Source organism: Flavobacterium sp. ARAG 55.4, assembly GCF_051846875.1.
Taxonomy (GTDB): Bacteria; Bacteroidota; Bacteroidia; order Flavobacteriales; family Flavobacteriaceae; genus Flavobacterium; species Flavobacterium plantiphilum.
On sequence record NZ_JBPYCT010000012.1, the window covers coordinates 133,992 to 159,643 of the forward strand.

Sequence of the window (25,652 nt, forward strand, 5' to 3'; positions counted from 1 at the left end):
CAACAGAAATTTAAAATGAAAAACATTGTAATCATTGGTGGAAGTAAAGGGATTGGAAATGCTGTATTGTTGCAACAATTAGAAAATAATTTTGTTTATAACCTCAGCAGATCTGCACCTGAGAATATTCATCCAAACCTCAAGCATTTTACGGTTGATGTTTTGAAGGATGAGCTTCCGGAAATTGAAACTGTTGACACTCTTATTTATTGTCCGGGATCTATTAATCTCAAACCCTTCGGAAATTTAAGCATAGAGGATTTCAGGAATGATTTTGAAATCAATGTAATTGGAGCAGTAAAAACCATTCAGAAATACTTAGCTGCTTTAAAAAAAGGAAACAATCCATCAATCTTACTCTTTAGCACAGTTGCGGTAAAACTAGGAATGCCTTTTCATAGCAGCATTGCTTCCGCAAAAGCAGGAGTTGAAGGGTTGGTAAAATCATTGGGAGCCGAATTAGCTTCGACAGTAAGAATCAATGCCATTGCTCCCACGATAACGGAAACTTCCCTGTCTTCGAATATCCTGAGAAATGAACGGATGAAAGAAAATATGATTCAGCGTCATCCCATGAAAGACTATCTGCAACCTAATGAAGTAGCTCAAATGGCTGATTTTTTAATTTCAGAAAAGGCAAAATCAATTTCAGGACAGATTTTTGAAATGGACTACGGCATCGTAACATTTAAGATATAACACCATGAAAATCCTTTTAACAGGTGCCACGGGCTACATTGGAAAACGACTTTTACCTCTTCTTGTATCAAAAGGTCATAATGTGGTATGCTGTGTAAGAGATAAAAACAGATTTTATATCCCTGTTGAATTTAAAGAAAACATACAAGTTATTGAAGTTGATTTTCTAAAAAAAGAAAGCTTATTAAATATTCCTGAATCCATTGATGCAGCTTATTACCTGATTCATTCCATGTCCGGATCTTCGGATAATTATGATGAACTGGAAAGAATTTCGGCTGAAAACTTTACAGAAAGAATCAATCAGACTCAAGCCGGACAAGTGATTTATCTGAGCGGAATTGTCAATGACAAATCATTATCCAAACATTTATCATCACGAAAACAAGTAGAAGAGATTCTCAATTCGGGAACTTTTGCCATGACTACCTTAAGAGCAGGAATTATAGTCGGTTCCGGAAGCGCATCATTTGAAATTATCCGGGATTTGGTCAACAAACTTCCCGTGATGATTACGCCTAAATGGCTCAATACCAAATGTCAGCCAATTGCCATCAATGATGTGTTAGAATTCCTGACCAAATCATTATTGAATCCACTCACGTACAATCAGAATTTTGATATTGGAGGTCCTGATATTCTCACTTATAAAGAAATGCTTCTGGCTTTCGCCAAAGCAAAAAATCTACGCCGATGGATATTTACGGTGCCCGTAATGACACCAAAACTGTCATCGTACTGGTTGTATTTTGTAACTTCAACCTCTTATAAATTAGCTACCGCATTAGTAAGCAGCATGAAAGTGGAAGTGATATGCAAGGATACTAAAATCAATGAATTATTGAAAGTAAAACCTATGTCCTATGACAAAGCATTATCCAAAGCTTTGATGAAAATAGAAGAAGATCAGGTTGCATCAAGCTGGAAAGACTCCTTAATTAGCGGACGCTTTAAAAACAATCTTAGTGAATATCTAAAAGTGCCTAAAAAAGATTGTTTTATTGACAGACGCAAAAAAGAAATCATAAACCGTGAATTTACTATCAATCGCATTTGGTCTATTGGCGGAGAAACAGGATGGTATTATGGTAGTTGGTTATGGAATATCAGAGGCTTTATGGACAAAATATTTGGCGGTGTAGGACTACGACGCGGACGAACTAACAAACGTAACCTTCATTCGGGTGATGTATTGGATTTTTGGCGGGTTTTATATGCTAACAAAGAGGAAGGAAAATTAATCTTATTTGCCGAAATGAAACTTCCGGGAGAAGCCTGGCTCGAATTCAAAATTATTGGAAACACACTGTATCAATCGGCGACATTTAGACCTAAGGGAATTTTAGGAAAACTGTACTGGTATTCCGTTTTACCATTCCATGGGTTTATTTTTGAGGGAATGTTGAAGAGATTGATAAAATAGTCGCCATTGTTGTCATTGCACCGGAGTAGGAATCTGATCAAAAAACTAAAATAGAGAAGATTCTTTTTTTGTAACCAATACCGTTTTATAAGTAAAATTATGGTTTACTAATTTTCTTTTTTGCTTGATTAAAAAGAAACAAAATCATTTCAAGATTCCAGCTTTGTAAGTTGCAATCGCTCTGTGTCTTGCAAAGGCATGATCAACCATAGGTTCGCCGTATCCCAAATCGAATTCCGAAATCCATTTGCGGACGTAAATTCCTTTTTCATCAAATTTTTTCAATTGAATCTCCGGGTTAAAAACCCTGAAATAAGGTGCAGCATCACAACCCGTTCCCGCTGCCCATTGCCAGTTTCCAACATTCGCCGATAAATCATAATCCAATAATTTTTCGGCAAAATAAGCTTCACCCCATTGCCATTGAATCATCAAATGCTTGCAAAGAAAACTCGCTACAACCATACGGACCCGATTGTGCATATACCCGGTTTCGTTCAGCTGTCGCATTCCTGCATCCACCATAGGATAGCCAGTCGTCCCCGTACACCAGCGTTTGAAATCTTCTTCGTTATTACGCCACTGGATTCCATCATAAGCTGATTTGAAATTCTGTGTTACTACCTTAGGAAAATGATAGAGAATTTGCATAAAAAACTCTCTCCAGATTAATTCGCTTAAAAAAACAGCATTGGTTTTTGCAGCAAAATTGACCATTTTTCGGATACTTACCGTTCCAAAACGCAAATGTGGAGACAAATACGAAGTGGAATCAACAGCCGGAAAATCACGTGTTTCCTGATAATTATCTATATTATCAAGTTCATAGGCTTGTACTTTTATAGAACTTTCTACGAACCCAATTTGTCCCAAAGAAGGAAAATCGAAATTGCTTTTATAAAAATTAGAAAAGAGCTGAGAAGTATCATATTCCCGGATGGGGTTTTCCTGATGGTATTTTTCCAGCCATTTATTTTTATAAGGCGTGTAAACCGTATAAGGCAAACCGTCAGCTTTTGTGATTTCTTTTTCTTCAAAAATTACCTGGTCTTTAAAAGAAAAAGTGATGCATTGATGCGCTTCTAATAACTGGCAAATACTTTCGTCCCTTTCTCTAGCGTAAGGTTCATAATCTTTATTAAAAAAAACTTCTTTGATATCAAATTCTTCAAGGAGCCCTTGCCAGACTTGACGGGTTTTTCCTTTTTTTATTAATAATGAACTCTCTGTTTGGTTCAATTCTGAATTTATTTTAGAAAGTGTTTCATAAATAAACCCTACTCTGGCATCATCCTTAGGTAAACTGTCTAAAATAGCTTCATCAAAAATAAATAAGGGAATTACCGGAAAATCAGATTTTAAAGCGTGAAACAATCCAATATTGTCTTCTAACCGTAAATCCCGTCGAAACCAGAAAAAAGAAACAGTTGCTTTACTCATCACTAATTATTAAAGATTTCATTAATTTTTTGTTCGCGGTATTCAAAAATTTCTTTGAGTTTATTTTTAACCACCAGCGTATTCATGATACGCCCAATGAAACCCAATGGCAAAGCATAATGTACTAAATCAGTCATTTTTACTCCTTTTTCTGCGGGCTCAAAAAAGTGTTTGTGATGCCATAAAGTATAAGGTCCAAAACGTTGTTCGTCTATAAAGTAATTATTTTCCTTTACAAAAGTGATTTCGGTAACCCAGGGTAATTGAATTCCTAAAAGTGGTGATACTTTGTATTGAATAATTTGACCTGCATACATACTTTTCCCATCAAAATCAGTGATTTGAAACCCCATGGATTGCGGTGTTATTTTTTGCAAATTAGCCGGACTGGAAAAAAATGCCCAACATTCTTCAAGGGTAGCATTGACATGTTGGATTGTTTGTTTTGAATATACTTTCATGAGTTTGTTTTTTCAGACAAAGTGAGTTGCGTGAGGGATAGTAGTGAAAATCCTTTATGTTTTTTCTTTAAAAACATAAAGATTGTAACGAATAGCCCGACCTTTTTTTGAAAAAACATTTTTCTTGTTTTTTTCAAAAAAGGACACGCCCAAATTATGCTACATTTTGTAGTACTTGAAAGGCACAAAAAGCATTCCGAAACATTCGCCGTCTTCCTTTCCTAAATGCTTGTGGTGTACTTTATGCGCTTTTCTTAAACCTATTAAATATTTGTTTTTTGTATTCCTGAACCACTTGAATCGCTGGTGAATCAGAACATCGTGAATCAGAAAGTAACAAATTCCGTAAAGAGTAATGCCGAGACCAATGAAAAAAAGGTAATTTATGCCGCCCTCTACTCCGTAATAAAAAAGTACGATGCTGGGAATCGCAAAAATTACAAAAAAAATGTCGTTGCGTTCAAACACATGTTCGTATTTAGGCTGATGATGGTCTTCATGAAAATACCACATAAGTCCGTGCATGATATACTTATGCGTGAGCCAGGTGACACATTCCATCAATAAAAAAACAGCTATTGTAATTAAAAAATAAATCATTTTTTAGTTTTTAAAATCGGTTATTTATTCAATCAGTCGCAATTTATAAGTAACAAACGATTGGGCTAAGAGTGTTGCTTTAGTATAATTAGAAACTCTGATTCTGGCATTTCCTATATCGTGACAGGGTGTACTTTCCAGTTTTTTAAGCAATTTTTTATAGTATACATATGCAGTGTAGACGCCAAATTTTGCTTCTATGGGTAATTTCACAATTCCCTGATAAGCAATTCTAAAATCTTCTTTTATTTCATTGATAATTGCTTTTTTAGCATTTTCATCAAATGATTTTAAATCTACTCCGGGAAAATAATTGCGGTTTAAAATAAGATTATCATCTCTTAAATCGCGCAGGAAATTTACTTTTTGAAAAGCAGATCCCAATCGCATGGCTTCGGCTTTTAAAGCTTCGTATTTAGATTCTTTTCCGTCAACAAATACTTTTAAACACATCAGTCCCACTACATCAGCTGAACCATAAATGTATTCTTCGTATTCAGCTTTTGACTCATAATCTAATTTAACGAGGTCCATTTTCATACTTTTTAAAAAAGCCTGAATTAAATTGTCATCAATATTATATTGTTTGACGGTATGCTGAAAAGAATTTAAAATCGGATTCAGACTAATCCCGGAATGATACGCTTTGTAATATTCTTTTTCGAAATCATTAATCAGCGTTTCTTTTTCAAAACCGTGGAACGAATCTACAATTTCGTCAGCAAAACGTACAAAACCATAAATACTGTAAATAGCATCTCTGATACTTGGTGAAAGCATATAAACTGCCAAAGAAAAAGAAGTACTGTAATTCTTTGTTACTAATTTACTGCATTTAAAGGAAACATCATCAAATAACTGCTTCATAACTATACTTTTAGAAATTGTTTATCTATCAAATCAGATACTAATTTTCCGGATATTAATGCCGGAGGAACACCTGGTCCCGGAACTGTTAATTGTCCTGTGAAATATAAATTACGAACTTTTTTACTTTTAAGTTTTGGCCTTAAAAAAGCTGTTTGTAATAAAGTATTTGCCATTCCGTATGCATTTCCTTTATACGAATTGTATTGTTCTACAAAATCATTTTTGCAAAAGGATTGCTTAAATATAATATTATCTTTAATATTTTGCTGCGTAATAATCTCAAAACGTTCGATTATTTTATCAAAATACTGTTCTCTTAATGCTTCGGAATCATTAATACCCGGTGCAAGCGGTACTAAGAAAAAACCTGATTCCATTCCTTCGGGTGCAGCTGTTTTATCAGTCAACGAAGGAAAGTTTGCATAAAACAAAGGCTCGTCCGGCCATTTAGGTTGATCATAAATATCTTTTGCATGCTGATTGAAATCAGTATCAAAAAATAACGCATGATGTGAAATGTTTTTTAATTTTTTATTAAAACCTACATAAAACAATAAAGATGAGGGTGCAAAAACACGACTTTCCCAGTACTGTTCTGAATACATTCTGTGCTCTGTATCTAGTAAAGTTTCTGTATGATGGTAATCGGCGCCACTTAAAACCAAATCAGACGCTATTTTTTTACCATTTACAATAATAGCCGTGGCTGTTTTATTTTCGACAACTATTTTTTCAATATTCGAATTGACAAAAAACTGTACCCCTAATTCTGTTGCTAAACTTTCCATTGCCCGAACTACATCAAACATTCCTGTTTTAGGATGCCAGGTCCCCAGACCAAAATCGGCGTAATTCATAAAGCTGTAAAAAGAAGGTGTATCAGAAGGTTTGGCTCCAAGAAATAAAACAGGAAATTCTAAAATCTGAATGAGTTTTTCATTCTTGAATTTTTTGCGAACATCCCGACTGATGTTGCTAAAAAACTGTCCGATTTTCTTCGTCGTTTCTACGGTGATTAATTCTGATGGAGAAACTCCCGGCCGATACACCAAATCTTTAATGGCAATATCATAATTACTTTTAGCCCCTGCAATAAAAGCCCTAAGCTGTTTACCGCTCCCTTCTTCTGTATTTTCAAAAGTCGCCGCTATTTCATCCAGATTATCTGCTATGGTTATGAATTCATTGATTCCAAAATAGACCCGATAGGCCGGAGACAGCTTTATAAGCTCATAATAATCAGTTGTTGTTTTTCCAAAATCAGCAAAGAAACGCTCAAAAACATCCGGCATCCAATACCAGCTTGGTCCCATATCAAAAGTAAAGCCGTCTTTTTTTAGCTGTCTTGCCCTTCCCCCTATTGTCCCGTTCTTTTCAAAGACCAATACTTCATGACCGCTTTTTGCCAAATAACAAGCAGCAGATAATGCTGAAAAACCAGATCCTATTATTGTAATTTTCTTTTTCATTTGTTTAACAAATATACAAAAACACTAAACAAAACTACAGCTTAGAATTAAAATCCGAAATGGAATCAATAACAGTAATTTTATCTTTTACTTTTTCTGAATTAATTAACGAAACTAATCTTCCTGTAAACCACAACTCCGTTTCATCACCATGCAACTCCTCCACCATTTCTTCAATATAATTATTAATCTGATCTCTGTCCGGTTTAATGGTCAAATAAGAAACATAGACAATATTATCAAAATGTTTTTTAAGATCTTTTAAATTTTGTATCGGCATACTTTCTCCTAAATAGATACTTTTATATCCTTTTGAAAGAATTTCATAATGCAGATACATTAAACCCAGTTCGTGAATTTCATTTAACGGAAGTGACAACACAAAAACTTTATCCTGACGGACAGGATTTAAAATCTGAAGTTTTTCTGAATTTAAAACTATTTTCTGACGTACTAAATAACTAATAAAATGTTCATGAGCAGGCGTTATAGTATCTGTTTGCCACAAAACCCCTATCTCTTCTAAAAGCGGAATAAAAACATCTAAAAAAATTTCCTGAAAAGATTTTTCGGCTGCTAACCAATCATAAGTATTAAAAAATAATTGCTGATCAAAGTTCATCATTGCCATTTTGAAAGCACTCAAAGCATGATTTTTAGAATTTTTAGCTGAGACAATCTGATTGACTAGCTGAGGAATTTCAGCTTCTTTATACGTGGCTATTTTAGAAATCTTATAACCATATTCATGCAGAAAAGTAATATTCAGTAGTTTTTGCAAACTCACCAAGTCATACAACCGTATATTCGTATCTGTTCTCATGGGTTCCAGAATCTGATATCTTTTTTCCCATATCCGTATTGTATGCGCCTTTATTCCTGATAGATTTTCAAGATCTTTGATACTAAAAACATTTTTTATATTGTTCATCTATTTCAAAATAAGATTAAACAAATATATGTTTTTATTTTTACAAACCTTATTAGTCACGAACTAATTAAAGACCACTTCTTCATATTCATTTAACTTATCTAAATCCAGAATAGTTTTAGAATTATCATCACTTCTGTAATACATGTTCACAAACTTAGCTCCATAAATAATTTCGTCAAAAGTATACGACGTTCTGGTAGCAACTGTGTTTGAAAACATATCATCAAAAGTTTTAATATAAACAAAAATCTCCCCTCTGACATTTTCAAAATCTTCTTTGTTGAACTGATACAAAGGACTTTCCTGGGTTATAGGATGTACTAAAGTCCAACTCAAAGTCAATGAATTAATTTTTTCCAGCTCCAGGTTTAAGGAATAAAATCTATTGACTTTTATGCCGTTCTCCTCAACACTCATCCCTAAGGTCATTTTTGCTTCGGCATCAGTAAAATTAGTGTTTTTAAAAGGTGTCATCCGGATCATCAATCCCGAAATATCACCATAGGGTGCAATAAGTGCATTGTGTGAAAATTTTAAAAAAGCTGTTGGCTTACTAAATCTTCCAAAAAACAAACCTGTAGCAATAGCAAAACTGAGTAAACCCACCAAGGCTTCCGCAGCCGCAAGTAAACTGGTAAAAAAACCAACCGGACTTATATGACCATAACCAACAGTGGTAAATGTTTGCGCACTGAAAAAATAAGCCTGACCAAATTTAACCCAATTGCTATCTGTTCCCGGGATACCATCGAGGTGTTCAATTCCTATAGCAAAATAGACTGATGCAAAAAATAAATTTATGAGTAAATAAAAAATAAATATAACCGACATAAACTTCCAAATCGGCATATCAATCATCGTATGATACCAACTGATACGATGCAAAAAATGCATTCCCTGTTTCTGAACATTAGCAGTTCCGTCTTTATTTACAAAACGACCACCGTAACTATTTGCATTGGTACCAAATCCTGTATTTCTGTCTAATACCGCTTTCAGGTTAATTTTATTTAAAAAGGCCATTTGCTTTCCGGGTTGATTTTTCTGTAAATTTAACAAAAGCCCCTTAAAATATATCTCTATTTATTTTTTTAAGCAATAAATAATCTAAGTGAGTACTTATTATAATAAATAGTATTTTTGACAACAATAATATAAAAACAAATAAAGACATTCTTTAAAATGAAAAAAATATTTCCTTTCCTGCTAGTGTTTAGTTTTTTTAGTTGTGCAGAGATGCAACAAGTCCTTAGTCAAATGCCTCAAACCGGAACTACCGGAACAATTGATATTGCCAACGGATTAAAAGAAGCCTTAAATAATGGTATCACAAAACAAGTGAGTAAACTCACTGCTACAGATGGTTTTTATAAAAACGAAGCCGTAAAAATTCTGCTTCCTGAAGAACTGAGAAAAGTAGATACCGGATTAAGGCGAATAGGATTAAGCTCATTAGCTGATGAAGGACTAAAAGTACTCAACCGTGCTGCAGAAGATGCCGTAAAAGAAGCTACACCCATATTTGTATCAGCAGTTAAAAACATGTCATTTACTGACGCTAAAGGAATTTTACTGGGCAATGATACGTCAGCAACGACCTATTTACAAAACAGCACTTCTACATCTTTATACAGTAAATTCAACCCTGTAATCAAAAATTCATTTTCAAAAGTAGGTGCTGATAAAGTCTGGGCAAACATCATTACTAAATACAACAGCATTCCACTGGTTACTAAAGTAAATCCGGATTTAACAGATTACGTTACAAATCAAGCCATGAACGGTGTCTTTAAAATGGTTGCCGTTGAAGAAAAAAATATCCGAAATAACATCAGTGCCAGAACAACTCCTTTACTACAAAGAGTATTTGCGATGCAGGACAACAAATAAATTAAAAAATTTACAGAAAGAAAGTAATAATTAAAAAATGCAAAAAATAACCATCCTGATCCACTGCGAGGATCAAAAAGCAATTATCTCATCAGTAACTAACTATATTGCAGCAATAGAAGGAAACATCATCTATCTGGATCAGCATGTTGATGCTAATGAAAATGTTTTTTTCATGCGTTTAGAATGCGAATTCAGTACTCAAAACTGGGATCTGGAATTAATTAAAAAAGATTTCCAAAACAACCTCGCTGATAAATTCAATATGTCCTGGGAAATTTATACTCAGGAATACAAACCCAGAATGGCACTTTTTATTTCTAAATACGACCATTGTTTATATGATATTTTAGGACGTTACAGCGCAGGTGAATTACCTCTGGAAATCCCACTAATTATAAGCAATCACGAAGACTTAAAAGGAGTAGCCGAACGTTTTGAAATTCCTTTTCATCATGTACCTTTTCATAAAAACATTAAAGAGGAAGGAGAAAAACAACAAATTGCTTTATTGAAAGAATACAACATCAATTTTATCGTTTTGGCCAGATACATGCAAATCATCACTCCCCAACTAATTGAATTGTACAAAAACAAGATAATCAACATTCACCACTCTTTTTTACCTGCGTTTCCGGGAGCAAAACCTTACCATTCGGCATTTGCCCGCGGTGTTAAAATTATTGGAGCAACGAGCCATTATGTAACAGAGGAACTAGATGAAGGTCCGATAATTGAACAGGATATTACCAGAGTCTCGCATAGTCATTCTATAGAAGATTTCATTGTTAAAGGACGGGATTTAGAAAGAAGTGTGTTAGCAAGAGCTATAAAACTACATGCTGAACGTAAAACAATGGTATACAATAACAAAACCGTAATTTTTTCTTAATCGTTTTTTACATTTCTTAAACACATGTTTAAAACTTAACTTATAACCAACAAAGTAATAACAAAACCTTAACAGCGTTTAAGCCTATTTAGTAGCATCTTTGCAATGTAATGAACTGGTTATTTATTATATTTGGTTTTGGTTAGTTAAACAAGTGCTGGTATTATTTAATACCGGCACTTCTTTATTTTAAGACCATTTGGTTTAAACTATATCACTTAATATACTGTTTTTTCCACCTTTTTTCCAGCAGTATAATTGCAATTTCCCCACGTTAAAAATTAATATTATTCTTAATTTTCACTCCAAAACAGCGTTAAAAAGCTAAACTTAACATAAAAAACTAGGTTTTTAATGTTATGAAACTGTAAATTTGCAAAAAACTTACTGTTATGAAGGGATTACTGAAAGAGACAAGCGAGATAAAAAAGCTACAGGAAGAATTTAAAGCACTAATTAAAGTAAAGCAAAAAGAAACTCCTGCAACTAAGAAAAAACAAGACAAATTAATTCCTGAATCCTGCAAGTTATAATTTTAAATGCAGTTCTTTAAAATAAGGAAACGCCTTTAATAAATGGCTTCCGTACCACGAAAACATTTCACCATCAACTAAAATAATTCCAGGCTGGTTTACTAATGCCTTCATTTCCAAAATATCTTTTTGCTTAAATGGATAAGGTTCTGAAGAAAGAAACATAAAATTCAAATCAGCTGCTTCATTTATTTGCTGAAGCTGCATTTCAGGATATCTGGGTTGGTTTTCAAAAATATTTTCAAAATGGTTTAATTTTAATAATTCATTTATAAAATTATCCGAACCTGCAACCATATAAGGATTCTTCCAGATAAAATAAACTACTTTCCGAATGGGTTTTCTTTCTATAAATTGCTTGAAATCACTTAGAGCAAAAGACAATCCGGAGATCAAAAGCTTAGCTTCAATATTACAATCTAAAAGCTTTCCAAAATCCTCTATCATTTTAAAATTATCTTCAATTGTAACGATATCGGTTACCCACACCGCACATACAGCACGAAGATTTTCAACGATTTCTAAGGTGTTTTCTTCCTTATTACAAATAATAACATCCGGTTTTAAAGCTTTGATTTTATCATAATTGACTTTTTTTGTCCCACCCACAATGCATTTTGTATTTTTTAAATGTTTTGGATGGATACAAAATTTAGTAATCCCTACTATTTTTGATTCTAAACCTAAATCGACCAATAACTCCGTTTGCGAAGGCACTAAAGAAACTATCCGTTGCGGTACTTTATCAAAAGTATGTACAATACCGACTGCATCGATTAAAGAATAAGATTTCATTCTGATTATATTTAAAATAAAAAAACCATTAAAAAATTAATGGTTTTAACTTTACAAATGCTTTGTTTTATTATTCCGCCTGCATAATTACAGCCATTTCCTGTTGTATTTTTAAAGCTTCCTGTCTTGCTTTCTGAGCGAAATCAGCATCTTTTGATGCATAGATAATTCCTCTTGAAGAATTAATCAGCAAACCTACACTGGCGTTCATGCCGTATTTACAAACTTCTGACAAACTTCCGCCCTGAGCTCCAACACCCGGTACTAATAAAAAACTATCCGGAACAATCTTTCTGATTTCCGTGAAGTACTCTGCTTTAGTCGCCCCCACAACATACATTAAATTCTCACTATTTTTCCATGTTTTAGAAGTTTCTAAAACACGTTTATACAATTCTTTTCCGTCTACATCAAGCGTTTGAAAATCAAAAGCACCTTCATTAGAAGTTAGCGCTAACATTATAGTATGTTTGTCTTCAAATGCTAAAAAAGGTTCTACTGAATCTTTTCCCATATAAGGAGCAACAGTTATACTATCAAAGTTTAAATCTTCAAAAAATGCTTTGGCATACATAGAAGAAGTATTCCCAATATCGCCACGTTTAGCATCGGCAATGGTAAATATTTCTGGATAGTTGTCGTTAATATAGTTAATTGTTTTTTGCAAAGACATCCAGCCCTTAATACCATAAGCTTCAAAAAAAGCGGTATTCGGTTTATAAGCTACTACTAAATCATGAGTAGCATCAATAATGGCTTTATTAAATTCAAAAATTGGATCTTCTAATGCTAAAAAACTTTGTGGAATTTTATTTAAATCAACATCTAAACCTACGCATAGAAATGATTTTTTTATCTTTATTTGCTCAATAAGCTGTTGTGTAGTCATTAATTTTATTTTACAAAACGCAAAGTTACAAAGCCAATCCTAAATTTATATAAAAAATGCGGAAATTTCGATAAAAATTCTACAATACGCTTTATATTTGAACAAACAAATATCCAAAAACTGTGAAATAATAAACCTATTTATTACTTTTACTAAAATAACTTAAAATAATCACCTTGAAATTATTTTTAAAAACAGATACGTCTCTATTAATAAAAAAAATATTAGAAGAGAAATTAGACACTTTCAATGTCAAATACAACATAATTAACACTAATGAAATCTTATTTTTAGAAGAAATTGATACTGTTACATATGAAAAAATAAGCTCATTATTAAACGAGTATGGTTTTGAAATAATTGAAAACCAGAAAAACATTATTGTTCAGAAAATAAAAGAAACAATTATAGAGATGATTTTTAACGAAGATGCTCCAACAGTTAAAAGTTCGGTATATTTAGCCGAAAAACTCAATCACAGCTATGGTTACCTCTCTAATTTATTTTCAGAAGTTACCTATACATCGATTGAAAATTTTATCATTATTCAAAAAATTGAGTATGTAAAAAAGCTAATTACACATCATAATCTGACATTGACAGAAATTGCTTTTAAACTTAATTATTCCAGTGTAGCACATTTAAGTTCACAGTTTAAAAACACTACCGGAATTACACCTTCGGCATTTCAGCGAATATTGAAAAAACGTAACGAATTTAGCAGTCATAATATCAATTAAACCCCAAATACCTATATGCAAAAAGATTTCATCTTAATTACCCTGGCAGATGACGACGAAGACGACAGAATGTTTTTCACAGATGCTTTTGATGAATTAAAAATTAATACTGTAGTTAATACAGTAAATGATGGTGTTGCTTTAATGAATTTTCTTTACGATCCTGAAAGCATTTTACCTAATATTATTTTTCTGGATTTAAATATGCCTTTAAAATCAGGAATAGAATGTTTAAAAGAAATTAAAGCTGAACCTAAATTTAAAGACATTGTAATTGCTATTTACTCCACTTCTTCTTCTGAAGAGGATATTGAAAACACCTTTGTATTGGGAGCTAATATTTATATTAAAAAACCAAGCAATTTTGGAAAATTAAAACAAGTATTATCCGAAGTAGTAACACTAAACTGGCAGTATATAACTTCGGGTTTAAATAAAGATAATTTTTTATTAAGGATGTAAAAAATGTTTAAATCAAAGTTATTTGATTCAATAGGCTTCATAAGGGCTGTATTTTTAATCGCTTTTTTTATTTTAATTTTTTTAGCCTCTGTAACTTACAGACATATAAAAGAATTAGATAAGATTAATGATTCAATTATCAATACTTATGAAATTTCAATTGAATTAGGTCAGCTTACCTCCTATTTAAAAGATGCCGAAACGGGCTACCGTGGTTACATCATCACCAATGACTCCATCTATCTGAATCCGTTTATGGACGCCCGTAAGAACATTAATAATTCTTTTCAGTCATTGAGAAACACAATAAAAAATGACTCCAGAAAACAAATAAGACTCAAAAGAATTTATGATTTAGTAGACAAGCGTTTTTCATATTTTAAGAATGATTTTACCAGCAAAAAAGAATTTAACTCTCATTTTAAAAACGGGAGATTAATCATGGATTCCTTAAAAACAGAAGTAAATTTCATGCTTAATGCTGAAAACAAATTGTTAAACTCAAAAGGAAAACTTTACAGATACAATAACTCCAATACCCCTTTAATTATATTTTCAACTTTCCTGATTTCTATTTTGCTTTTAAGCTTAGGATATTTGTTAATTATTAAAAATTATAAGGATTTAGTAAATCAGAACATCAGACTTAAAATATTTGATGAATCCAGCAATCAGGCCGAAATACTTGGAAAATACGGAAGTTGGTTATTAAACCTTGAAAATAAAACTTTTGATTATTCGGATAATAAATTTCGTTTATTAGGTTATGAACCTCAGTCTTTCCAACCTACAGTTGAAAACTTATTTGAATATATACATCCTGACGACAAAGAAATCATTATTGATGCTTTTCAGCAAATTAAAGAAAAAAAATTCCTGCCTCTTACTTATTACAGAATAATTAAAAAAGACACTTTAGAAATTCGTTATTTCAGAACTACTGGTAAAATATTTGTCGACAGACTGCATAATCAAAAAATGATTGGTACTACGCAGGATATTACCGAAGATTTTAACAAAACACAACTTATTGAATTAAGAAATAAGGAATTAGAACAAAATAATAAAGAACTGACCGAATTCAATCATGTAGCCAGTCATGATTTACAGGAACCTTTACGAAAAATTCAAACGTTTATTTCCAGAATTGAAGACAAGGAACGAGAAAACTTATCCGAAATAGCAAAAGATTATTTTTTAAAAATACAGGAAGCCTCTAACAGAATGCGGGTTTTAATTGATGATTTGCTACAATACTCAAGAACAAACCGATCAGAAAAGAAATTTGAAGCTGTAGATCTGAATGATGTTCTTTCTAATGCTGTCAGTGAGCTTTCAGAAAGTATTATTGAGAAAAAAGCCCAAATAAATACCGAAAAATTACATAAGTTACAGGGTGTTCCTTTTCAACTGGAGCAATTATTCATCAATCTGATAGGTAATTCTTTAAAATATTCTAAAACAGATGTTCCGCCTGTAGTGACAGTAACATCTAAAAAAATAAAAGCATCCAAAGCTCCAAAGTTAAATGAAAAATCAAAAAAAGAATATATAAAAATCACTATTAAAGATAATGGCCTTGGGTTTGAGCAGGAATATGCCGAAAGAATTTTTTTATTATTCAACAGACTACATGGTAAAAAAGATTATCCTGGAACAGGAGTAGGACTTGCTATTTGTAAAAAAATAGTTGAAAACCATAAAGGATATATTTTTGCCAAGGGAAAACTGAATGAAGGCGCTGAATTTGAAATTTACCTGCCCCTTTAAGCGAAACCATTGTTTAATATTATAAAAAAATGATGTAAATTGTATATTAAATTATTTTTTACTTTTAAATAAAACACTCCGAATGAAGTTTTTAAAAAGAAAAAAAACTGTTTTTCACTTATTTCTGGCTACCATCTGCTGCATGATGTTATGCTCCTGTGAGAAAAAGTCCAGACCTGAAAAGGATATTCCTGAAATGAGAATAATACCCCAGACTTTAATTGAAATTGCAGAATCCAATTTAAAGGTAGTTGCCATTACTCAAAAAGCTCAGGAATATAAAATGGAAAAACCTACAAGACTTTTATTTAAAAAAATAGAAACGGAGCATCTTGAGTTAAAAAAAGGTATTAGAAAAATTGCAAAAGACAATTTTATCATTATTCCTAACACATTATATGATACTCATACCTTAAAAGATTTTATTAGCGAAGCTAACGTAACTTCTTATTTAAAAAAAACCAACATTCTGCTTCAAAATGAATTAGAACAATATAAAAAAATCAGCAAAACAACACCTAATAAACAATTAGAAATACTTGCTGAAGAAACAATTGTGATTCTAACAAAAAACATCCAGACAATTCAAGAGCAAGAAAAGCAATAAATATTTTACCAGAGAATATAAACAAAAGACACCTTATATAAGGTGTTTTTTTTGCTTATGCGCGAAATGGTAATTCTATAAAAGTCTCAAAATATCCTGTAATAGGAGAAAACTAAACATATCGCACCTTTGTAATGTAGCCTAGGAGCTGCATCTTATAATAATTAATAATATAAAATATAAATCATGAAAAATTTATTTTTAGCCGCAGCAGTTTGCTTATCATTTGTAAATTTTACTAAAGCTCAGGATATGGAACCTTCAGTAGGTATTAAAGGAGGAGTTAATTTTACGAACCTTTATACTGAAGATGTAGATGACAATAATGTATTAACCAGTTTTAATGCCGGTTTATTTGCTAACTTTCCTGTTGCTTCATCGGTATCTATTCAACCTGAACTTCTTTATTCGAGAAAAGGTTCTGAATTAGTTTATGATAATGTATTTGCATCAGGAACCACAAAATTAAAATTGAATTACTTAGAATTACCAGTTTTATTAAAACTGAATGTCACACCAAATTTTAATGTGCATTTAGGTCCGTATGTTGCATACTTATTGGATGGAAAAGCAACTAATGAAACTGATAGCGGATCTTTCGATTTTGAAGAAAACATCAATAATGATGATTTAAACAAATGGGATTATGGTTTATCAGCGGGTGTAGGTTTTGATTTTGAATCTGCTTCAATAGGGGTTCGTTACAATTATGGATTACAGACTATTGGAAAAGAAAGAACATTTGCCGGAGAAACTTATACTTTTCCAGATTCAAAAAACAGCGCATTAAGTGTGTATGTTGGTTTCAAACTATAAAAAAAATTTAATCTAAAAAATCATGGGAAACTTATTGTATTTAGTCGCAGTATTATTGGTAATATTCTGGGCTTTAGGATTCTTCGTATACAGCATCGGAAGTTTAATTCATATCTTATTAGTAATAGCAGTTATTGCTGTACTGATGCGAATTATAAGCGGAAGAAGGCTTTAAAAATTAATAACTTAAATAAATAATATAAATTATGAACACAAATAAAGTAATAGTAGGAATAGTAGGTGGATTATTAACAGGAGCAGTATTAGGAGTTCTATTTGCTCCAGAAAGCGGAAAAAACACCAGAAAAAAAATTAAAGACAAGACAAAAGAATTAAAGGACAATGTAAAAAATGATCTGGATAAAGCAATTCAAAAAATTGAAGATAAGTACCAGTCTGTTGCTCACAACGCAAAAGAAGTAATTCAGGAGGAAAAATCAAAAGTGGCAAACGAAATTGCCGATAAAGTTTAATCTGTTTTTCCGAACGTAATATTTCGTTTAACATGTTCAACAAATAATATTGTAATTATGAAAAATGCAATCAAAAATTTAGCAATAGTGGCTTTACTAGTCGCAGGTACAACTAAAGCTACGGCTCAGGACCTTCCTAATGACAACTATGAACAAAAATTTAAATTAGGAATTGGTGCCACTGTAGGTTATCCATTCGAAGATCCTTACGACCTTAATGTGGGAGGAGACGTTCGATTGCAATATGATTTATCAAAAAAATACTCCCTTACAGCTACCACAGGATTTAATAATCTGTTTATAAGCGGTGATGAAAATGATTTAGGATATATTCCGGCTAAACTGGGTTTTAAAGCTTTTGTTTTAGAAGATCAATTTTATTTAATGGGAGAGGTAGGTGCTGCTTTTGCAGTAACAAATAATTACAATGACAAATCTCTGTTATTAAGTCCAAGTATTGGATACGCTACCAAATATATTGACATAAGCGTTCGTTACGAATATCTGCCTGATTTTCCTGCTTTGAGAAATAATAATGCAGATAGTGGATTGAGTCAAATTGCTTTACGTCTAGCCTACGGTTTTAGACTTTAAATACATAACATTAAAAAATAACATAATTCAAATTAATTAAATTTATAAAAAATGAAAAATCTAAATAAATTTCTAGTTCTCGCTGCAATAGCTGTTTTCATGAGTTCATGTAAAGATGAAAAAAAAGAAATGGCTGATAAGAAAGTAGACCAATTTAAATCTTACGTAGACTCTATAAGTAATGTAGCTGCTGAAGAAACCAGTGAAAACTGGGAGAGCATCCAAGCCAAATACGAGCAAACTAAACTGGAAGCCGAAGAAGCTCTTAACAACTTGGAGAACAAAGCTGAAAAAGAAGCGGATATGGATAAAATAGCCACTAAATATGAAGAATATAAAGCTGAAGTGGTACAAAAACGCAACGCTATGTTCCGTGAAAACTTAAGAAGTACATTATTTACTGAAAAAATAAGTGAGGATATGAGTTTTGCCTGGGTAAATAAAGATAATATTGCTGATGTATACTCTCACTTTGTTGATACTGTAGATAAAAACAAAGATACCTACAACAGAGAGGAATGGGATGAAATAAAACTGTTATATGAAGCTTTAGATACCAGAAAAAATACTGTTGAAAAAGAAGGATTATCTTCTAAAGACAATATCAAAATTTCAGGTCTGAAAATAAAATTTGCTACCATGTATCGCATTAACAGAGCAACAGCTAAATCTGATGAAAACGCAGAAGCTAAAGAATAATAATTGCTTTCTGTTACATTAAAAAAAGCTTCTTCTTTTCTTTAAAGAAGAAGCTTTTTTGTAATATCGGCACTATAATATAAACTGTGTAATTAAAAAATAATAGGGATTTACGACCTCATTATTTTTTAACTTTTCAGAATAAATGTCAATTAAAAAAAGCTATTTCACAAATTGTGAAATAGCTTTTTTTTTAATCTTTTTCAGATAAAATTAGATTATTTAATTAAAACAACTTCTACTCTGCGATTTAGAGCTCTTCCTTCAGCTGTTTTATTAGTAGCTATTGGTTTGGTAATTCCATAACCTTCGGAAGAAAGTCTGTCAGCACTAATACCTTTAGAAATCAGATAATCTTTCACTGCAGCAGCTCTGTCTTTTGATAACTGAAGATTTTTTGCAACATTTCCGGTACTATCAGTATGTCCTTCCAGTTTAAAATTAGCATTATTGTATTCTTCCATTACATTTACAATTCCTTCTAATTTATCATGGGATTCAGGTTTAATAGTAGCTTTGGAAGAATCAAATAAAACTGATTTAGAAAAATCATTTAATTTTTTTATCACTTCTGTAGTAACTTCAGGACAGCCTTTATTTGCTAAAGTTCCTTTTACTTTTGGACATCTATCATCTTTATCCACAACTCCGTCTCCGTCAGTATCCGGCCAAGGGCAACCTGTATTTTCTTTTGGTCCGGCTACAGATGGACATTTATCATCTTTATCCAAAACCCCATCATTATCTTTATCTTCCCACGGACAACCATTGTTAGCAGCTGGTCCGGCAACAGTTGGACATTTATCGTCTTTATCTAGGACACCATCATTATCCTGATCTCCCCACGGACATCCGTTATTTTCAACAGGTCCGGCAACAGTAGGACATTCATCCTCATTATCTAAAACTCCGTCTCCATCCTGATCTTTAGCTTTTTTTTGGTAAATTGGAATTTTAAATCCTAAATGAATATCAGCAGCTCTGGAGCTTTTTGAAATTGCATTTGAAATTATCGAACTAGATCCGATAAAAAATACTCCAGTTCTCAAACCAAGTCCCACCTGAGCCTGTTCACTATACTCCATATAAGATACAGGAATATAAGCACTAAACCATTTTGATTCATATCGTGGTGTTATACTCACACGATTAGCAATGCTGTTTTGATTTAATTTTGTTCTGCTTACCACTCCAAGATCACCATTAGCATTCAAATAAAATCTTCTGTAAATATTCCAGTCTACATCAGCATGTAAAGCCGTTGGTAAATATGATTTAACAGTTCCGTTAATTTGCTGTCTATTAGAAGCTGGATATAAATCATAAATACCATCAGCATCGTCTAAATTATCCTGAGTAAAAGTATAATCCAGATCATACAAATTACGAATTCCTTTTTCATATTTCATAGAACCAATATCTGTAACAGAAATACCAAAACGTAATTTGTATTTATTTACTTCTTTTAAGTCGTTGATATCCGCTCTGTCGGCACTATATTCCGGTCTCCATTCGTATGTCAAACCTAAATCAAATCCGAAACCTCTTGATTTTGAATTAATATCTAAATCTGAATTCGTTTCAAAATCCTGACTAGAACCATAAACTGCTGAACCAGTAGTTGTATAAGTACTGTTTTCTGGCAAAATCAAATCCTCATTAAATTCCATTGTTACATCATTTCCCTGAATATGATAATTAGCTACTCCTTGTAAATATTTAGCAGTAATACCTCCTTTTAAGAAATGCTGTCCTCTTTGGTATAAAACAGCAGCATAAGAAATTCCTAATTCCCCCCAAGAATTCCCAACTCCATTAAAACTTCCTACGTTTGCCTCAGGAAAACTTTCCATATCATCTTTTGCAAGATCATTAATTACCTGTCCATTAACCCCTATAACGTTAACAAAAGCTCTTGCTCTTGTATAAACGGCTAATGAATGCTTAGGAGCGATATTAAACATAACCGATGGTCCCATAACATCCGCATTAAAAGCTGCGTTATTAGCATTGCTAAAACTTTTTTTAGCTTCTAAATCAAAATCATAACCGTCCTTAAAAACGTCAAAAATCTTAACTCCGTATGCATCATTTGTTACTGATGAACTCATTGAAAACAAATTGATATCTGTTTTAAAACGAGAGTCAACTATAGACGACGGGTTAAACAAAACTCCCTGAACACCAGCATAATTATCTGGTGTATAACCTAAATAAGACTGTGCATTGGCAGTGCAAAAAGCTGCAAAAGCAAACAACGAAAGAAATACGTTCTTTTTCATATTTGATACTATTAGTTAATAAATTTGGGACAAAAAAAAGCACCTAATTTGATAACGCAAATTAAGTGCTTTTTCTTATTAATACCGTTAAAAAAATTATGTTTTTTTTAACAGATAATATTTAATTAACGATTAGAAAACTTCACTGGCTTCTTTTAATTTTTCTGTATTATTAACTAATTGTAACTCATCAACAATTTTCTGAATATCACCATTCATGATATTTCCTAAATCATACAAAGTCAAACCAATTCTATGATCGGTTACACGTCCCTGAGCATAATTATAAGTTCTAATTTTTGCCGAACGATCCCCAGAACTTACCTGAGAAGTACGTTTAGTAGCATCTTCAGCTTCTTTTTTAGCTAATTCCATTTCGTATAAACGGGAACGTAATACGCCTAAAGCTTTGTCTTTATTTTTATGTTGTGATTTCTGATCCTGACACTGAGCCACTAATCCCGTAGGAATGTGAGTCAAACGCACAGCAGATTTAGTTGTATTAACCGATTGTCCTCCAGGTCCTGACGAACAAAAGAAATCCACACGCACATCATTCATATCTATTTGCACATCAAACTCTTCTGCTTCCGGCAATACCATAACGGTTGCTGCTGATGTATGCACACGTCCTTGAGTCTCAGTTTGAGGAACACGCTGTACACGATGAACTCCTGCTTCGAACTTTAATGTTCCGTAAACGTCCTCTCCGGTAACTTCAAAGATAATTTCCTTAAATCCCCCTGAAGTTCCTTCATTCATATCCACAACTGAAGTTCTCCATCCGCGGCTTTCACAATATTTAGTATACATTCTGAATAAATCCCCTGCAAAAATACTGGCTTCATCACCACCAGTTCCTGCTCGAACTTCCACCATAACATTCTTCGCATCCTCAGGATCTTTAGGAATTAACATAAACTTAATTTCTTCCTCAAGAATAGGCAATCTTTCTTTAGCTTCGTCTAACTGCATCTTAGCCATTTCGGTCATATCAGCATCACTTCCGTCAGCAATAATCTCATTGGCTTCGTCAATATTCGCCTTCAAAAGAACATATTCATCTCTTTTTTCAGCCAAAGCCTTAAGATCTTTATACTCTTTATTCAACTGCACATAACGCTTTTGATCGGCAATAACATCCGGCTGGATAATTAAATCCGAAATCTCGTCAAAACGTTGTTTCACTATCTGAAGTCTGTCTAACATAGTTGTAGTCCTTATAATTGGAGTGCAAAAATACAAAAAAGATTGCACATTTTAGAATCCCATTTTCACATTTTTTCAGGAGCTGTTTCCTGCTTCCGATAGTTGTCAGGACGCTCTGTCTTGTGTGCCTTTATAATCAACTCTCTTCCGAAATTTTATTCACCATATAAATCATAATTCCGCCTAAAAATGCCATAACTAAAAAAGCCCATTTCATGCTCAATACCTCAGATATAAATCCTACCATGGGCGGAACGACTAAAAAACCAAGATATCCAATAGTGGAAATAGAAGTCAATGCCGAACCACTACTCAAACTTTTAGATTTTCCAGCAATACTAAAAACCAATGGAACAGTACAGGAAACACCTACTCCAATCATAACAAATCCTATTATGGTAGGAATTATAAAAGGCAAAAGAAAACTAATTAAGAACCCAATTGAAATTAAAATAGCACTGTAAAACAAAATATTTTTGATACCAAAACGCATGACTACATAATCCCCTAAAAAACGACCTAATGTAACTGCGGTCATAAAAAACACAAAAGCTGCCGTTGTAATTTTAGGAGAAGCATGTAAAACATTCTGAAAATATATACCACTCCAATCATACATAGTATTCTCGCATGCCATAGAAACAAAACAGATGATAGCAAATTTCATTAACGTTTTATCAGGCATCGAGAAAAATTTCTTTTTTTCCCTTGATGGTTCGCATTCTAAAGTCATTGGATAAAAGCAAGCCGTTACTGCAAGCATAGCAACACTAATTCCTAACAAATGAAATGAAGGATCTATGCGCTGAGTAACCATTACATATCCCAAACCTGCACCTGCAAACCCTGCTAGACTCCATACAGCATGAAATGTGGTCATTATGGATTTAGGATACAAACGTTGTACTTCCAGCGCTTGTGCATTCATCGATAAATTCAAAATATTTCTGGAACCCCCAAAAATCAACAATATAAGGACTAATTGCCATACAAATGCCGCAAAACCCGGTAAAGCTAAAACGATATTAAATAAAACTGCACCTAATAACATACAATAACGGCTGCTAAATAAATTCAATATCCTTCCTGTAAAAGGCATAGTCAGCATTAAGCCTATGGGAAAAGCAAATAAAACAGCTCCAAATTCAGCTTCTGACAAATGCAATTGGGCTTTTATAGCAGGGATTCTGGATGCCCATGAAGAATATCCAAAACCGGAAATAAAAAAGAATATAGTTGTTGCCAATCGATATCCTTTTTTCGAGTGACGTAAATTATCAAAATAGTTAAAAATCATAAAGCCATACATTATCTGGACTGCAAAAATAAATCATTTAAATGGCTAAAGAATATTAAAAAAGCCTAAATAATATTCTTAAAAACTATTGTTATTTTTTACTAATTTTGCTTTGAAATTGACACAATATCAATTCATTTTTTTTATGAAAACAACGGCTTCATTTCTTTCAATACTCTTGCTTGCTACTGCTTGTCAAAAGAATGACTCTATTGAAAAAGACCAAATTAAAAAAGCCGATTGGCTTATTGGAAACTGGCAGGTAAAAACAAATACCGGAATATTTTCTGAAAACTGGGAAAAAGTAAATGACAGCACTTTTAAAGCAGAATCATTATTTATTAAAGACAAAGATACTATTCATAAAGAGAGTATTTTTCTGCAACAAAAAGAAGATACACTAGTATATAGCACAACAATAAAAGGACAAAATAATGACAAACCCATTCATTTTCAATTAAAAGAAGATACAGAAAATGAATTAATTTTTGAAAATCTAAAAAACGATTATCCTCAAAAAATCAGCTATAAAAAGGGAATAAATAACAGCTTAATAACTTATATTTCAGGGCAACAATTAAAAAAAGAAACTTCTGAAAAGTATACTTTAGTAAAAACTAAATAATCCAAATAAACTTCTATCCACAACCTTGCCTATTTACTGCAAGGTTTTTTGTTTTAAATAATTTATATTTACAAGTCTATTAACCAATATAAATTATAAAATGAAAAAAAATGAGACATTTCAACTGCTGACCGCATTAGCAATAGCTGTTCTCTCCGCAAATGATACCCAAGCTCAAAATCCACTTAATTTTGGCAGTAAAATATTCACCGCAGATCCCTCTGCACATGTTTGGAAAGATGGCAAGATGTATGTATATACTTCACATGATTTAGAATGTCAAACTGATTTTTTTATGAAAGACTGGCATGTATTCTCTTCTGGCGATTTAGTAAACTGGACTGATCACGGAGCTATTTTATCAGTAGATCAGCTTACGTGGGCAGATAATTTTGCCTGGGCACCTGATTGCGCCTATAAAAATGGTAAATATTATTTTTGTTTTCCGGCTGGTACTGGATTTAAAGATCGCATTAATCCAAAAAACAGCACTAAATGGATGGGTATTGGCATTGCAGTAAGTGACACACCTACCGGACCATTTAAAGATGCAATTGGCAAACCATTATGGACTACTCCTTATGCTAATGATCCTTGTTTGTTCATTGATGATGATGGCAAAGGCTATGTATATTTTAATGGAGGCGGAGATTATTTAGTTGCTGAATTAGCAGATGATTTATTAAGTGTTAAAGGAGAAATGTACTCGATGGATATGGGCGGTTACAAACCTAAAAGAGAAGGCCCCTGGGTTTTTAAAAGAAAAGGTATTTATTATTATACCATGCCGGAAGAGAATAGAATCCTGACTTATTATACAGCAAAATCTCCTAAAGGTCCTTGGAAATATCAAGGTGTTATTATGGAGGAAGAAAATGAAAGCAACAATCATCATTCTATTGTAGAATTCAAAGGGAAATGGATTTTATTCTATCACAGATGGCTGGATAACAATTCTGTTTGTGGAGACAAACAACGACAGGTGTGCGCTGAAAACCTTTATTTTAATGAAGATGGAACCATCCAGAAAATAAAGAGAACTTCATTAGGTGTTGGAAATTCTTTTAAATAAAAAAAAACTTCAATTAGCATAACACTAATTGAAGTTTTTGTACTCAGAGCGGGACTTGAACCCGCACGAACATTGCTGTTCACTGGATTTTAAGTCCAGCGTGTCTACCAA

The 25,652-nt window shown here is 32.6% G+C and carries 28 protein-coding genes; 16 read left to right on the forward strand and 12 right to left on the reverse strand.

Annotated elements, in window-relative coordinates:
- Positions 1-15 precede the first annotated feature (15 nt).
- A complete protein-coding gene (locus ACSV4D_RS14025; RefSeq protein WP_439228746.1) occupies positions 16-699 on the forward strand; it encodes an SDR family NAD(P)-dependent oxidoreductase in 684 nt (227 codons plus the stop codon).
- Between the two features lie 4 nt (positions 700-703).
- Entirely contained in the window at positions 704-2,122 is a 1,419-nt protein-coding gene (locus ACSV4D_RS14030) for an SDR family oxidoreductase (protein WP_439228747.1), read from the forward strand.
- Positions 2,123-2,266: 144 nt separating this feature from the next.
- Here ACSV4D_RS14030 and ACSV4D_RS14035 read toward each other — a convergent pair whose 3' ends face one another.
- The 7 genes from ACSV4D_RS14035 to ACSV4D_RS14065 form a co-directional block, all read right to left on the reverse strand.
- Positions 2,267-3,562 carry a cryptochrome/photolyase family protein gene (locus tag ACSV4D_RS14035; RefSeq protein ID WP_439228748.1) on the reverse strand — a complete coding sequence of 432 codons (1,296 nt, stop codon included), beginning with the start codon at positions 3,560-3,562 and terminating at the stop codon, positions 2,267-2,269.
- Between the two features lie 2 nt (positions 3,563-3,564).
- Positions 3,565-4,023 (reverse strand): SRPBCC family protein, encoded by a 459-nt coding sequence (locus tag ACSV4D_RS14040; protein WP_439228749.1) that lies wholly within the window; start codon positions 4,021-4,023, stop codon positions 3,565-3,567.
- A 159-nt stretch (positions 4,024-4,182) separates the two neighbouring features.
- A complete protein-coding gene (locus ACSV4D_RS14045; protein ID WP_439228750.1) occupies positions 4,183-4,623 on the reverse strand; it encodes a sterol desaturase family protein in 441 nt (146 codons plus the stop codon).
- Between the two features lie 24 nt (positions 4,624-4,647).
- A complete protein-coding gene (locus ACSV4D_RS14050) occupies positions 4,648-5,490 on the reverse strand; it encodes a phytoene/squalene synthase family protein (protein WP_439228751.1) in 843 nt (280 codons plus the stop codon).
- 2 nt (positions 5,491-5,492) lie between these two features.
- Positions 5,493-6,962: a phytoene desaturase family protein gene (locus ACSV4D_RS14055; protein ID WP_439228752.1), complete on the reverse strand. Its 1,470-nt coding sequence runs from the start codon at positions 6,960-6,962 to the stop codon at positions 5,493-5,495.
- Positions 6,963-6,996: 34 nt separating this feature from the next.
- Positions 6,997-7,893, reverse strand: a complete 897-nt coding sequence (locus tag ACSV4D_RS14060; RefSeq protein ID WP_439228753.1) for a MerR family transcriptional regulator — start codon at positions 7,891-7,893, stop codon at positions 6,997-6,999.
- Positions 7,894-7,956: 63 nt separating this feature from the next.
- Positions 7,957-8,919 carry an ion channel gene (locus ACSV4D_RS14065; RefSeq protein ID WP_439228754.1) on the reverse strand — a complete coding sequence of 321 codons (963 nt, stop codon included), beginning with the start codon at positions 8,917-8,919 and terminating at the stop codon, positions 7,957-7,959.
- 159 nt (positions 8,920-9,078) lie between these two features.
- Between ACSV4D_RS14065 and ACSV4D_RS14070 the strand changes: the two genes are divergently transcribed.
- The 3 genes from ACSV4D_RS14070 to ACSV4D_RS14080 all read left to right on the forward strand — a co-directional run bounded on the left by ACSV4D_RS14070 (position 9,079) and on the right by ACSV4D_RS14080 (position 11,211).
- The gene (locus ACSV4D_RS14070) at positions 9,079-9,786 is read left to right on the forward strand and encodes a DUF4197 domain-containing protein (protein WP_439228755.1); all 708 of its coding nucleotides are present in this window, start codon (positions 9,079-9,081) and stop codon (positions 9,784-9,786) included.
- A gap of 37 nt (positions 9,787-9,823) precedes the next feature.
- Complete coding sequence (gene purU / locus ACSV4D_RS14075) at positions 9,824-10,678, forward strand: formyltetrahydrofolate deformylase (RefSeq protein ID WP_439228756.1); 855 nt, start codon at positions 9,824-9,826, stop codon at positions 10,676-10,678.
- A 392-nt stretch (positions 10,679-11,070) separates the two neighbouring features.
- Positions 11,071-11,211, forward strand: coding sequence for a hypothetical protein (locus ACSV4D_RS14080; RefSeq protein WP_439228757.1), 141 nt, complete (start codon positions 11,071-11,073; stop codon positions 11,209-11,211).
- Here the strand turns inward: ACSV4D_RS14080 and ACSV4D_RS14085 are convergent.
- Together ACSV4D_RS14085 and pyrF are read right to left on the reverse strand one after the other, a co-directional pair.
- The gene (locus ACSV4D_RS14085; protein WP_439228758.1) at positions 11,206-12,006 is read right to left on the reverse strand and encodes an ABC transporter substrate-binding protein; all 801 of its coding nucleotides are present in this window, start codon (positions 12,004-12,006) and stop codon (positions 11,206-11,208) included. The two genes, ACSV4D_RS14080 and ACSV4D_RS14085, sit on opposite strands and share 6 nt — an antisense overlap.
- Before the next feature lie 70 nt (positions 12,007-12,076).
- Positions 12,077-12,895 (reverse strand): orotidine-5'-phosphate decarboxylase, encoded by an 819-nt coding sequence (pyrF, locus tag ACSV4D_RS14090; protein WP_439228759.1) that lies wholly within the window; start codon positions 12,893-12,895, stop codon positions 12,077-12,079.
- A 176-nt stretch (positions 12,896-13,071) separates the two neighbouring features.
- Between pyrF and ACSV4D_RS14095 the strand changes: the two genes are divergently transcribed.
- The 9 genes from ACSV4D_RS14095 (at position 13,072) to ACSV4D_RS14135 (ending at position 19,056) form a co-directional block, all read left to right on the forward strand.
- A complete protein-coding gene (locus tag ACSV4D_RS14095; protein WP_408082598.1) occupies positions 13,072-13,635 on the forward strand; it encodes a helix-turn-helix domain-containing protein in 564 nt (187 codons plus the stop codon).
- Between the two features lie 15 nt (positions 13,636-13,650).
- The gene (locus ACSV4D_RS14100; RefSeq protein WP_408082599.1) at positions 13,651-14,097 is read left to right on the forward strand and encodes a response regulator; all 447 of its coding nucleotides are present in this window, start codon (positions 13,651-13,653) and stop codon (positions 14,095-14,097) included.
- 3 nt (positions 14,098-14,100) lie between these two features.
- On the forward strand, positions 14,101-15,867 hold the full coding sequence (locus tag ACSV4D_RS14105) for a CHASE3 domain-containing protein (RefSeq protein ID WP_439228760.1): 1,767 nt from the start codon (positions 14,101-14,103) through the stop codon (positions 15,865-15,867).
- An 82-nt stretch (positions 15,868-15,949) separates the two neighbouring features.
- The gene (locus ACSV4D_RS14110; RefSeq protein ID WP_439228761.1) at positions 15,950-16,474 is read left to right on the forward strand and encodes a hypothetical protein; all 525 of its coding nucleotides are present in this window, start codon (positions 15,950-15,952) and stop codon (positions 16,472-16,474) included.
- Positions 16,475-16,660: 186 nt separating this feature from the next.
- The gene (locus ACSV4D_RS14115) at positions 16,661-17,290 is read left to right on the forward strand and encodes a porin family protein (RefSeq protein ID WP_408082602.1); all 630 of its coding nucleotides are present in this window, start codon (positions 16,661-16,663) and stop codon (positions 17,288-17,290) included.
- 22 nt (positions 17,291-17,312) lie between these two features.
- Entirely contained in the window at positions 17,313-17,465 is a 153-nt protein-coding gene (locus ACSV4D_RS14120) for a lmo0937 family membrane protein (protein ID WP_408082603.1), read from the forward strand.
- Between the two features lie 31 nt (positions 17,466-17,496).
- The gene (locus ACSV4D_RS14125; protein ID WP_408082604.1) at positions 17,497-17,763 is read left to right on the forward strand and encodes a YtxH domain-containing protein; all 267 of its coding nucleotides are present in this window, start codon (positions 17,497-17,499) and stop codon (positions 17,761-17,763) included.
- Between the two features lie 57 nt (positions 17,764-17,820).
- Positions 17,821-18,357 (forward strand): hypothetical protein, encoded by a 537-nt coding sequence (locus tag ACSV4D_RS14130; protein WP_439228762.1) that lies wholly within the window; start codon positions 17,821-17,823, stop codon positions 18,355-18,357.
- Positions 18,358-18,408: 51 nt separating this feature from the next.
- A complete protein-coding gene (locus ACSV4D_RS14135) occupies positions 18,409-19,056 on the forward strand; it encodes a DUF6565 domain-containing protein (protein WP_439228763.1) in 648 nt (215 codons plus the stop codon).
- A 218-nt stretch (positions 19,057-19,274) separates the two neighbouring features.
- Here the strand turns inward: ACSV4D_RS14135 and ACSV4D_RS14140 are convergent, their stop codons facing one another.
- From ACSV4D_RS14140 to ACSV4D_RS14150, 3 genes are all read right to left on the reverse strand, one after another.
- On the reverse strand, positions 19,275-21,338 hold the full coding sequence (locus ACSV4D_RS14140) for a DUF5723 family protein (RefSeq protein ID WP_439228764.1): 2,064 nt from the start codon (positions 21,336-21,338) through the stop codon (positions 19,275-19,277).
- 132 nt (positions 21,339-21,470) lie between these two features.
- Complete coding sequence (gene prfA / locus ACSV4D_RS14145) at positions 21,471-22,547, reverse strand: peptide chain release factor 1 (protein ID WP_439228765.1); 1,077 nt, start codon at positions 22,545-22,547, stop codon at positions 21,471-21,473.
- A gap of 136 nt (positions 22,548-22,683) precedes the next feature.
- Entirely contained in the window at positions 22,684-23,844 is a 1,161-nt protein-coding gene (locus tag ACSV4D_RS14150) for an MFS transporter (protein WP_439228766.1), read from the reverse strand.
- Between the two features lie 145 nt (positions 23,845-23,989).
- Between ACSV4D_RS14150 and ACSV4D_RS14155 the strand changes: the two genes are divergently transcribed.
- Together ACSV4D_RS14155 and ACSV4D_RS14160 are read left to right on the forward strand one after the other, a co-directional pair.
- Positions 23,990-24,469, forward strand: a complete 480-nt coding sequence (locus ACSV4D_RS14155; protein ID WP_439228767.1) for a DUF6265 family protein — start codon at positions 23,990-23,992, stop codon at positions 24,467-24,469.
- Positions 24,470-24,569: 100 nt separating this feature from the next.
- A complete protein-coding gene (locus ACSV4D_RS14160; RefSeq protein WP_439228768.1) occupies positions 24,570-25,541 on the forward strand; it encodes a family 43 glycosylhydrolase in 972 nt (323 codons plus the stop codon).
- Positions 25,542-25,652 lie beyond the last annotated feature (111 nt).

Excerpts from the sequence above, each read along its gene's own strand:
- ACSV4D_RS14025 (WP_439228746.1), top strand. The coding sequence starts at position 16 with ATGAAAAACATTGTAATCATTGGTGGAAGTAAAGGGATTGGAAATGCT.
- ACSV4D_RS14030 (WP_439228747.1), top strand. The coding sequence starts at position 704 with ATGAAAATCCTTTTAACAGGTGCCACGGGCTACATTGGAAAACGACTT.
- ACSV4D_RS14035 (WP_439228748.1), bottom strand. The coding sequence starts at position 3,562 with ATGAGTAAAGCAACTGTTTCTTTTTTCTGGTTTCGACGGGATTTACGG.
- ACSV4D_RS14040 (WP_439228749.1), bottom strand. The coding sequence starts at position 4,023 with ATGAAAGTATATTCAAAACAAACAATCCAACATGTCAATGCTACCCTT.
- ACSV4D_RS14045 (WP_439228750.1), bottom strand. The coding sequence starts at position 4,623 with ATGATTTATTTTTTAATTACAATAGCTGTTTTTTTATTGATGGAATGT.
- ACSV4D_RS14050 (WP_439228751.1), bottom strand. The coding sequence starts at position 5,490 with ATGAAGCAGTTATTTGATGATGTTTCCTTTAAATGCAGTAAATTAGTA.
- ACSV4D_RS14055 (WP_439228752.1), bottom strand. The coding sequence starts at position 6,962 with ATGAAAAAGAAAATTACAATAATAGGATCTGGTTTTTCAGCATTATCT.
- ACSV4D_RS14060 (WP_439228753.1), bottom strand. The coding sequence starts at position 7,893 with ATGAACAATATAAAAAATGTTTTTAGTATCAAAGATCTTGAAAATCTA.
- ACSV4D_RS14065 (WP_439228754.1), bottom strand. The coding sequence starts at position 8,919 with ATGGCCTTTTTAAATAAAATTAACCTGAAAGCGGTATTAGACAGAAAT.
- ACSV4D_RS14070 (WP_439228755.1), top strand. The coding sequence starts at position 9,079 with ATGAAAAAAATATTTCCTTTCCTGCTAGTGTTTAGTTTTTTTAGTTGT.
- purU (WP_439228756.1), top strand. The coding sequence starts at position 9,824 with ATGCAAAAAATAACCATCCTGATCCACTGCGAGGATCAAAAAGCAATT.
- ACSV4D_RS14080 (WP_439228757.1), top strand. The coding sequence starts at position 11,071 with ATGAAGGGATTACTGAAAGAGACAAGCGAGATAAAAAAGCTACAGGAA.
- ACSV4D_RS14085 (WP_439228758.1), bottom strand. The coding sequence starts at position 12,006 with ATGAAATCTTATTCTTTAATCGATGCAGTCGGTATTGTACATACTTTT.
- pyrF (WP_439228759.1), bottom strand. The coding sequence starts at position 12,895 with ATGACTACACAACAGCTTATTGAGCAAATAAAGATAAAAAAATCATTT.
- ACSV4D_RS14100 (WP_408082599.1), top strand. The coding sequence starts at position 13,651 with ATGCAAAAAGATTTCATCTTAATTACCCTGGCAGATGACGACGAAGAC.
- ACSV4D_RS14105 (WP_439228760.1), top strand. The coding sequence starts at position 14,101 with ATGTTTAAATCAAAGTTATTTGATTCAATAGGCTTCATAAGGGCTGTA.
- ACSV4D_RS14110 (WP_439228761.1), top strand. The coding sequence starts at position 15,950 with ATGAAGTTTTTAAAAAGAAAAAAAACTGTTTTTCACTTATTTCTGGCT.
- ACSV4D_RS14115 (WP_408082602.1), top strand. The coding sequence starts at position 16,661 with ATGAAAAATTTATTTTTAGCCGCAGCAGTTTGCTTATCATTTGTAAAT.
- ACSV4D_RS14120 (WP_408082603.1), top strand. The coding sequence starts at position 17,313 with ATGGGAAACTTATTGTATTTAGTCGCAGTATTATTGGTAATATTCTGG.
- ACSV4D_RS14125 (WP_408082604.1), top strand. The coding sequence starts at position 17,497 with ATGAACACAAATAAAGTAATAGTAGGAATAGTAGGTGGATTATTAACA.
- ACSV4D_RS14130 (WP_439228762.1), top strand. The coding sequence starts at position 17,821 with ATGAAAAATGCAATCAAAAATTTAGCAATAGTGGCTTTACTAGTCGCA.
- ACSV4D_RS14135 (WP_439228763.1), top strand. The coding sequence starts at position 18,409 with ATGAAAAATCTAAATAAATTTCTAGTTCTCGCTGCAATAGCTGTTTTC.
- ACSV4D_RS14140 (WP_439228764.1), bottom strand. The coding sequence starts at position 21,338 with ATGAAAAAGAACGTATTTCTTTCGTTGTTTGCTTTTGCAGCTTTTTGC.
- prfA (WP_439228765.1), bottom strand. The coding sequence starts at position 22,547 with ATGTTAGACAGACTTCAGATAGTGAAACAACGTTTTGACGAGATTTCG.
- ACSV4D_RS14150 (WP_439228766.1), bottom strand. The coding sequence starts at position 23,844 with ATGATTTTTAACTATTTTGATAATTTACGTCACTCGAAAAAAGGATAT.
- ACSV4D_RS14155 (WP_439228767.1), top strand. The coding sequence starts at position 23,990 with ATGAAAACAACGGCTTCATTTCTTTCAATACTCTTGCTTGCTACTGCT.
- ACSV4D_RS14160 (WP_439228768.1), top strand. The coding sequence starts at position 24,570 with ATGAAAAAAAATGAGACATTTCAACTGCTGACCGCATTAGCAATAGCT.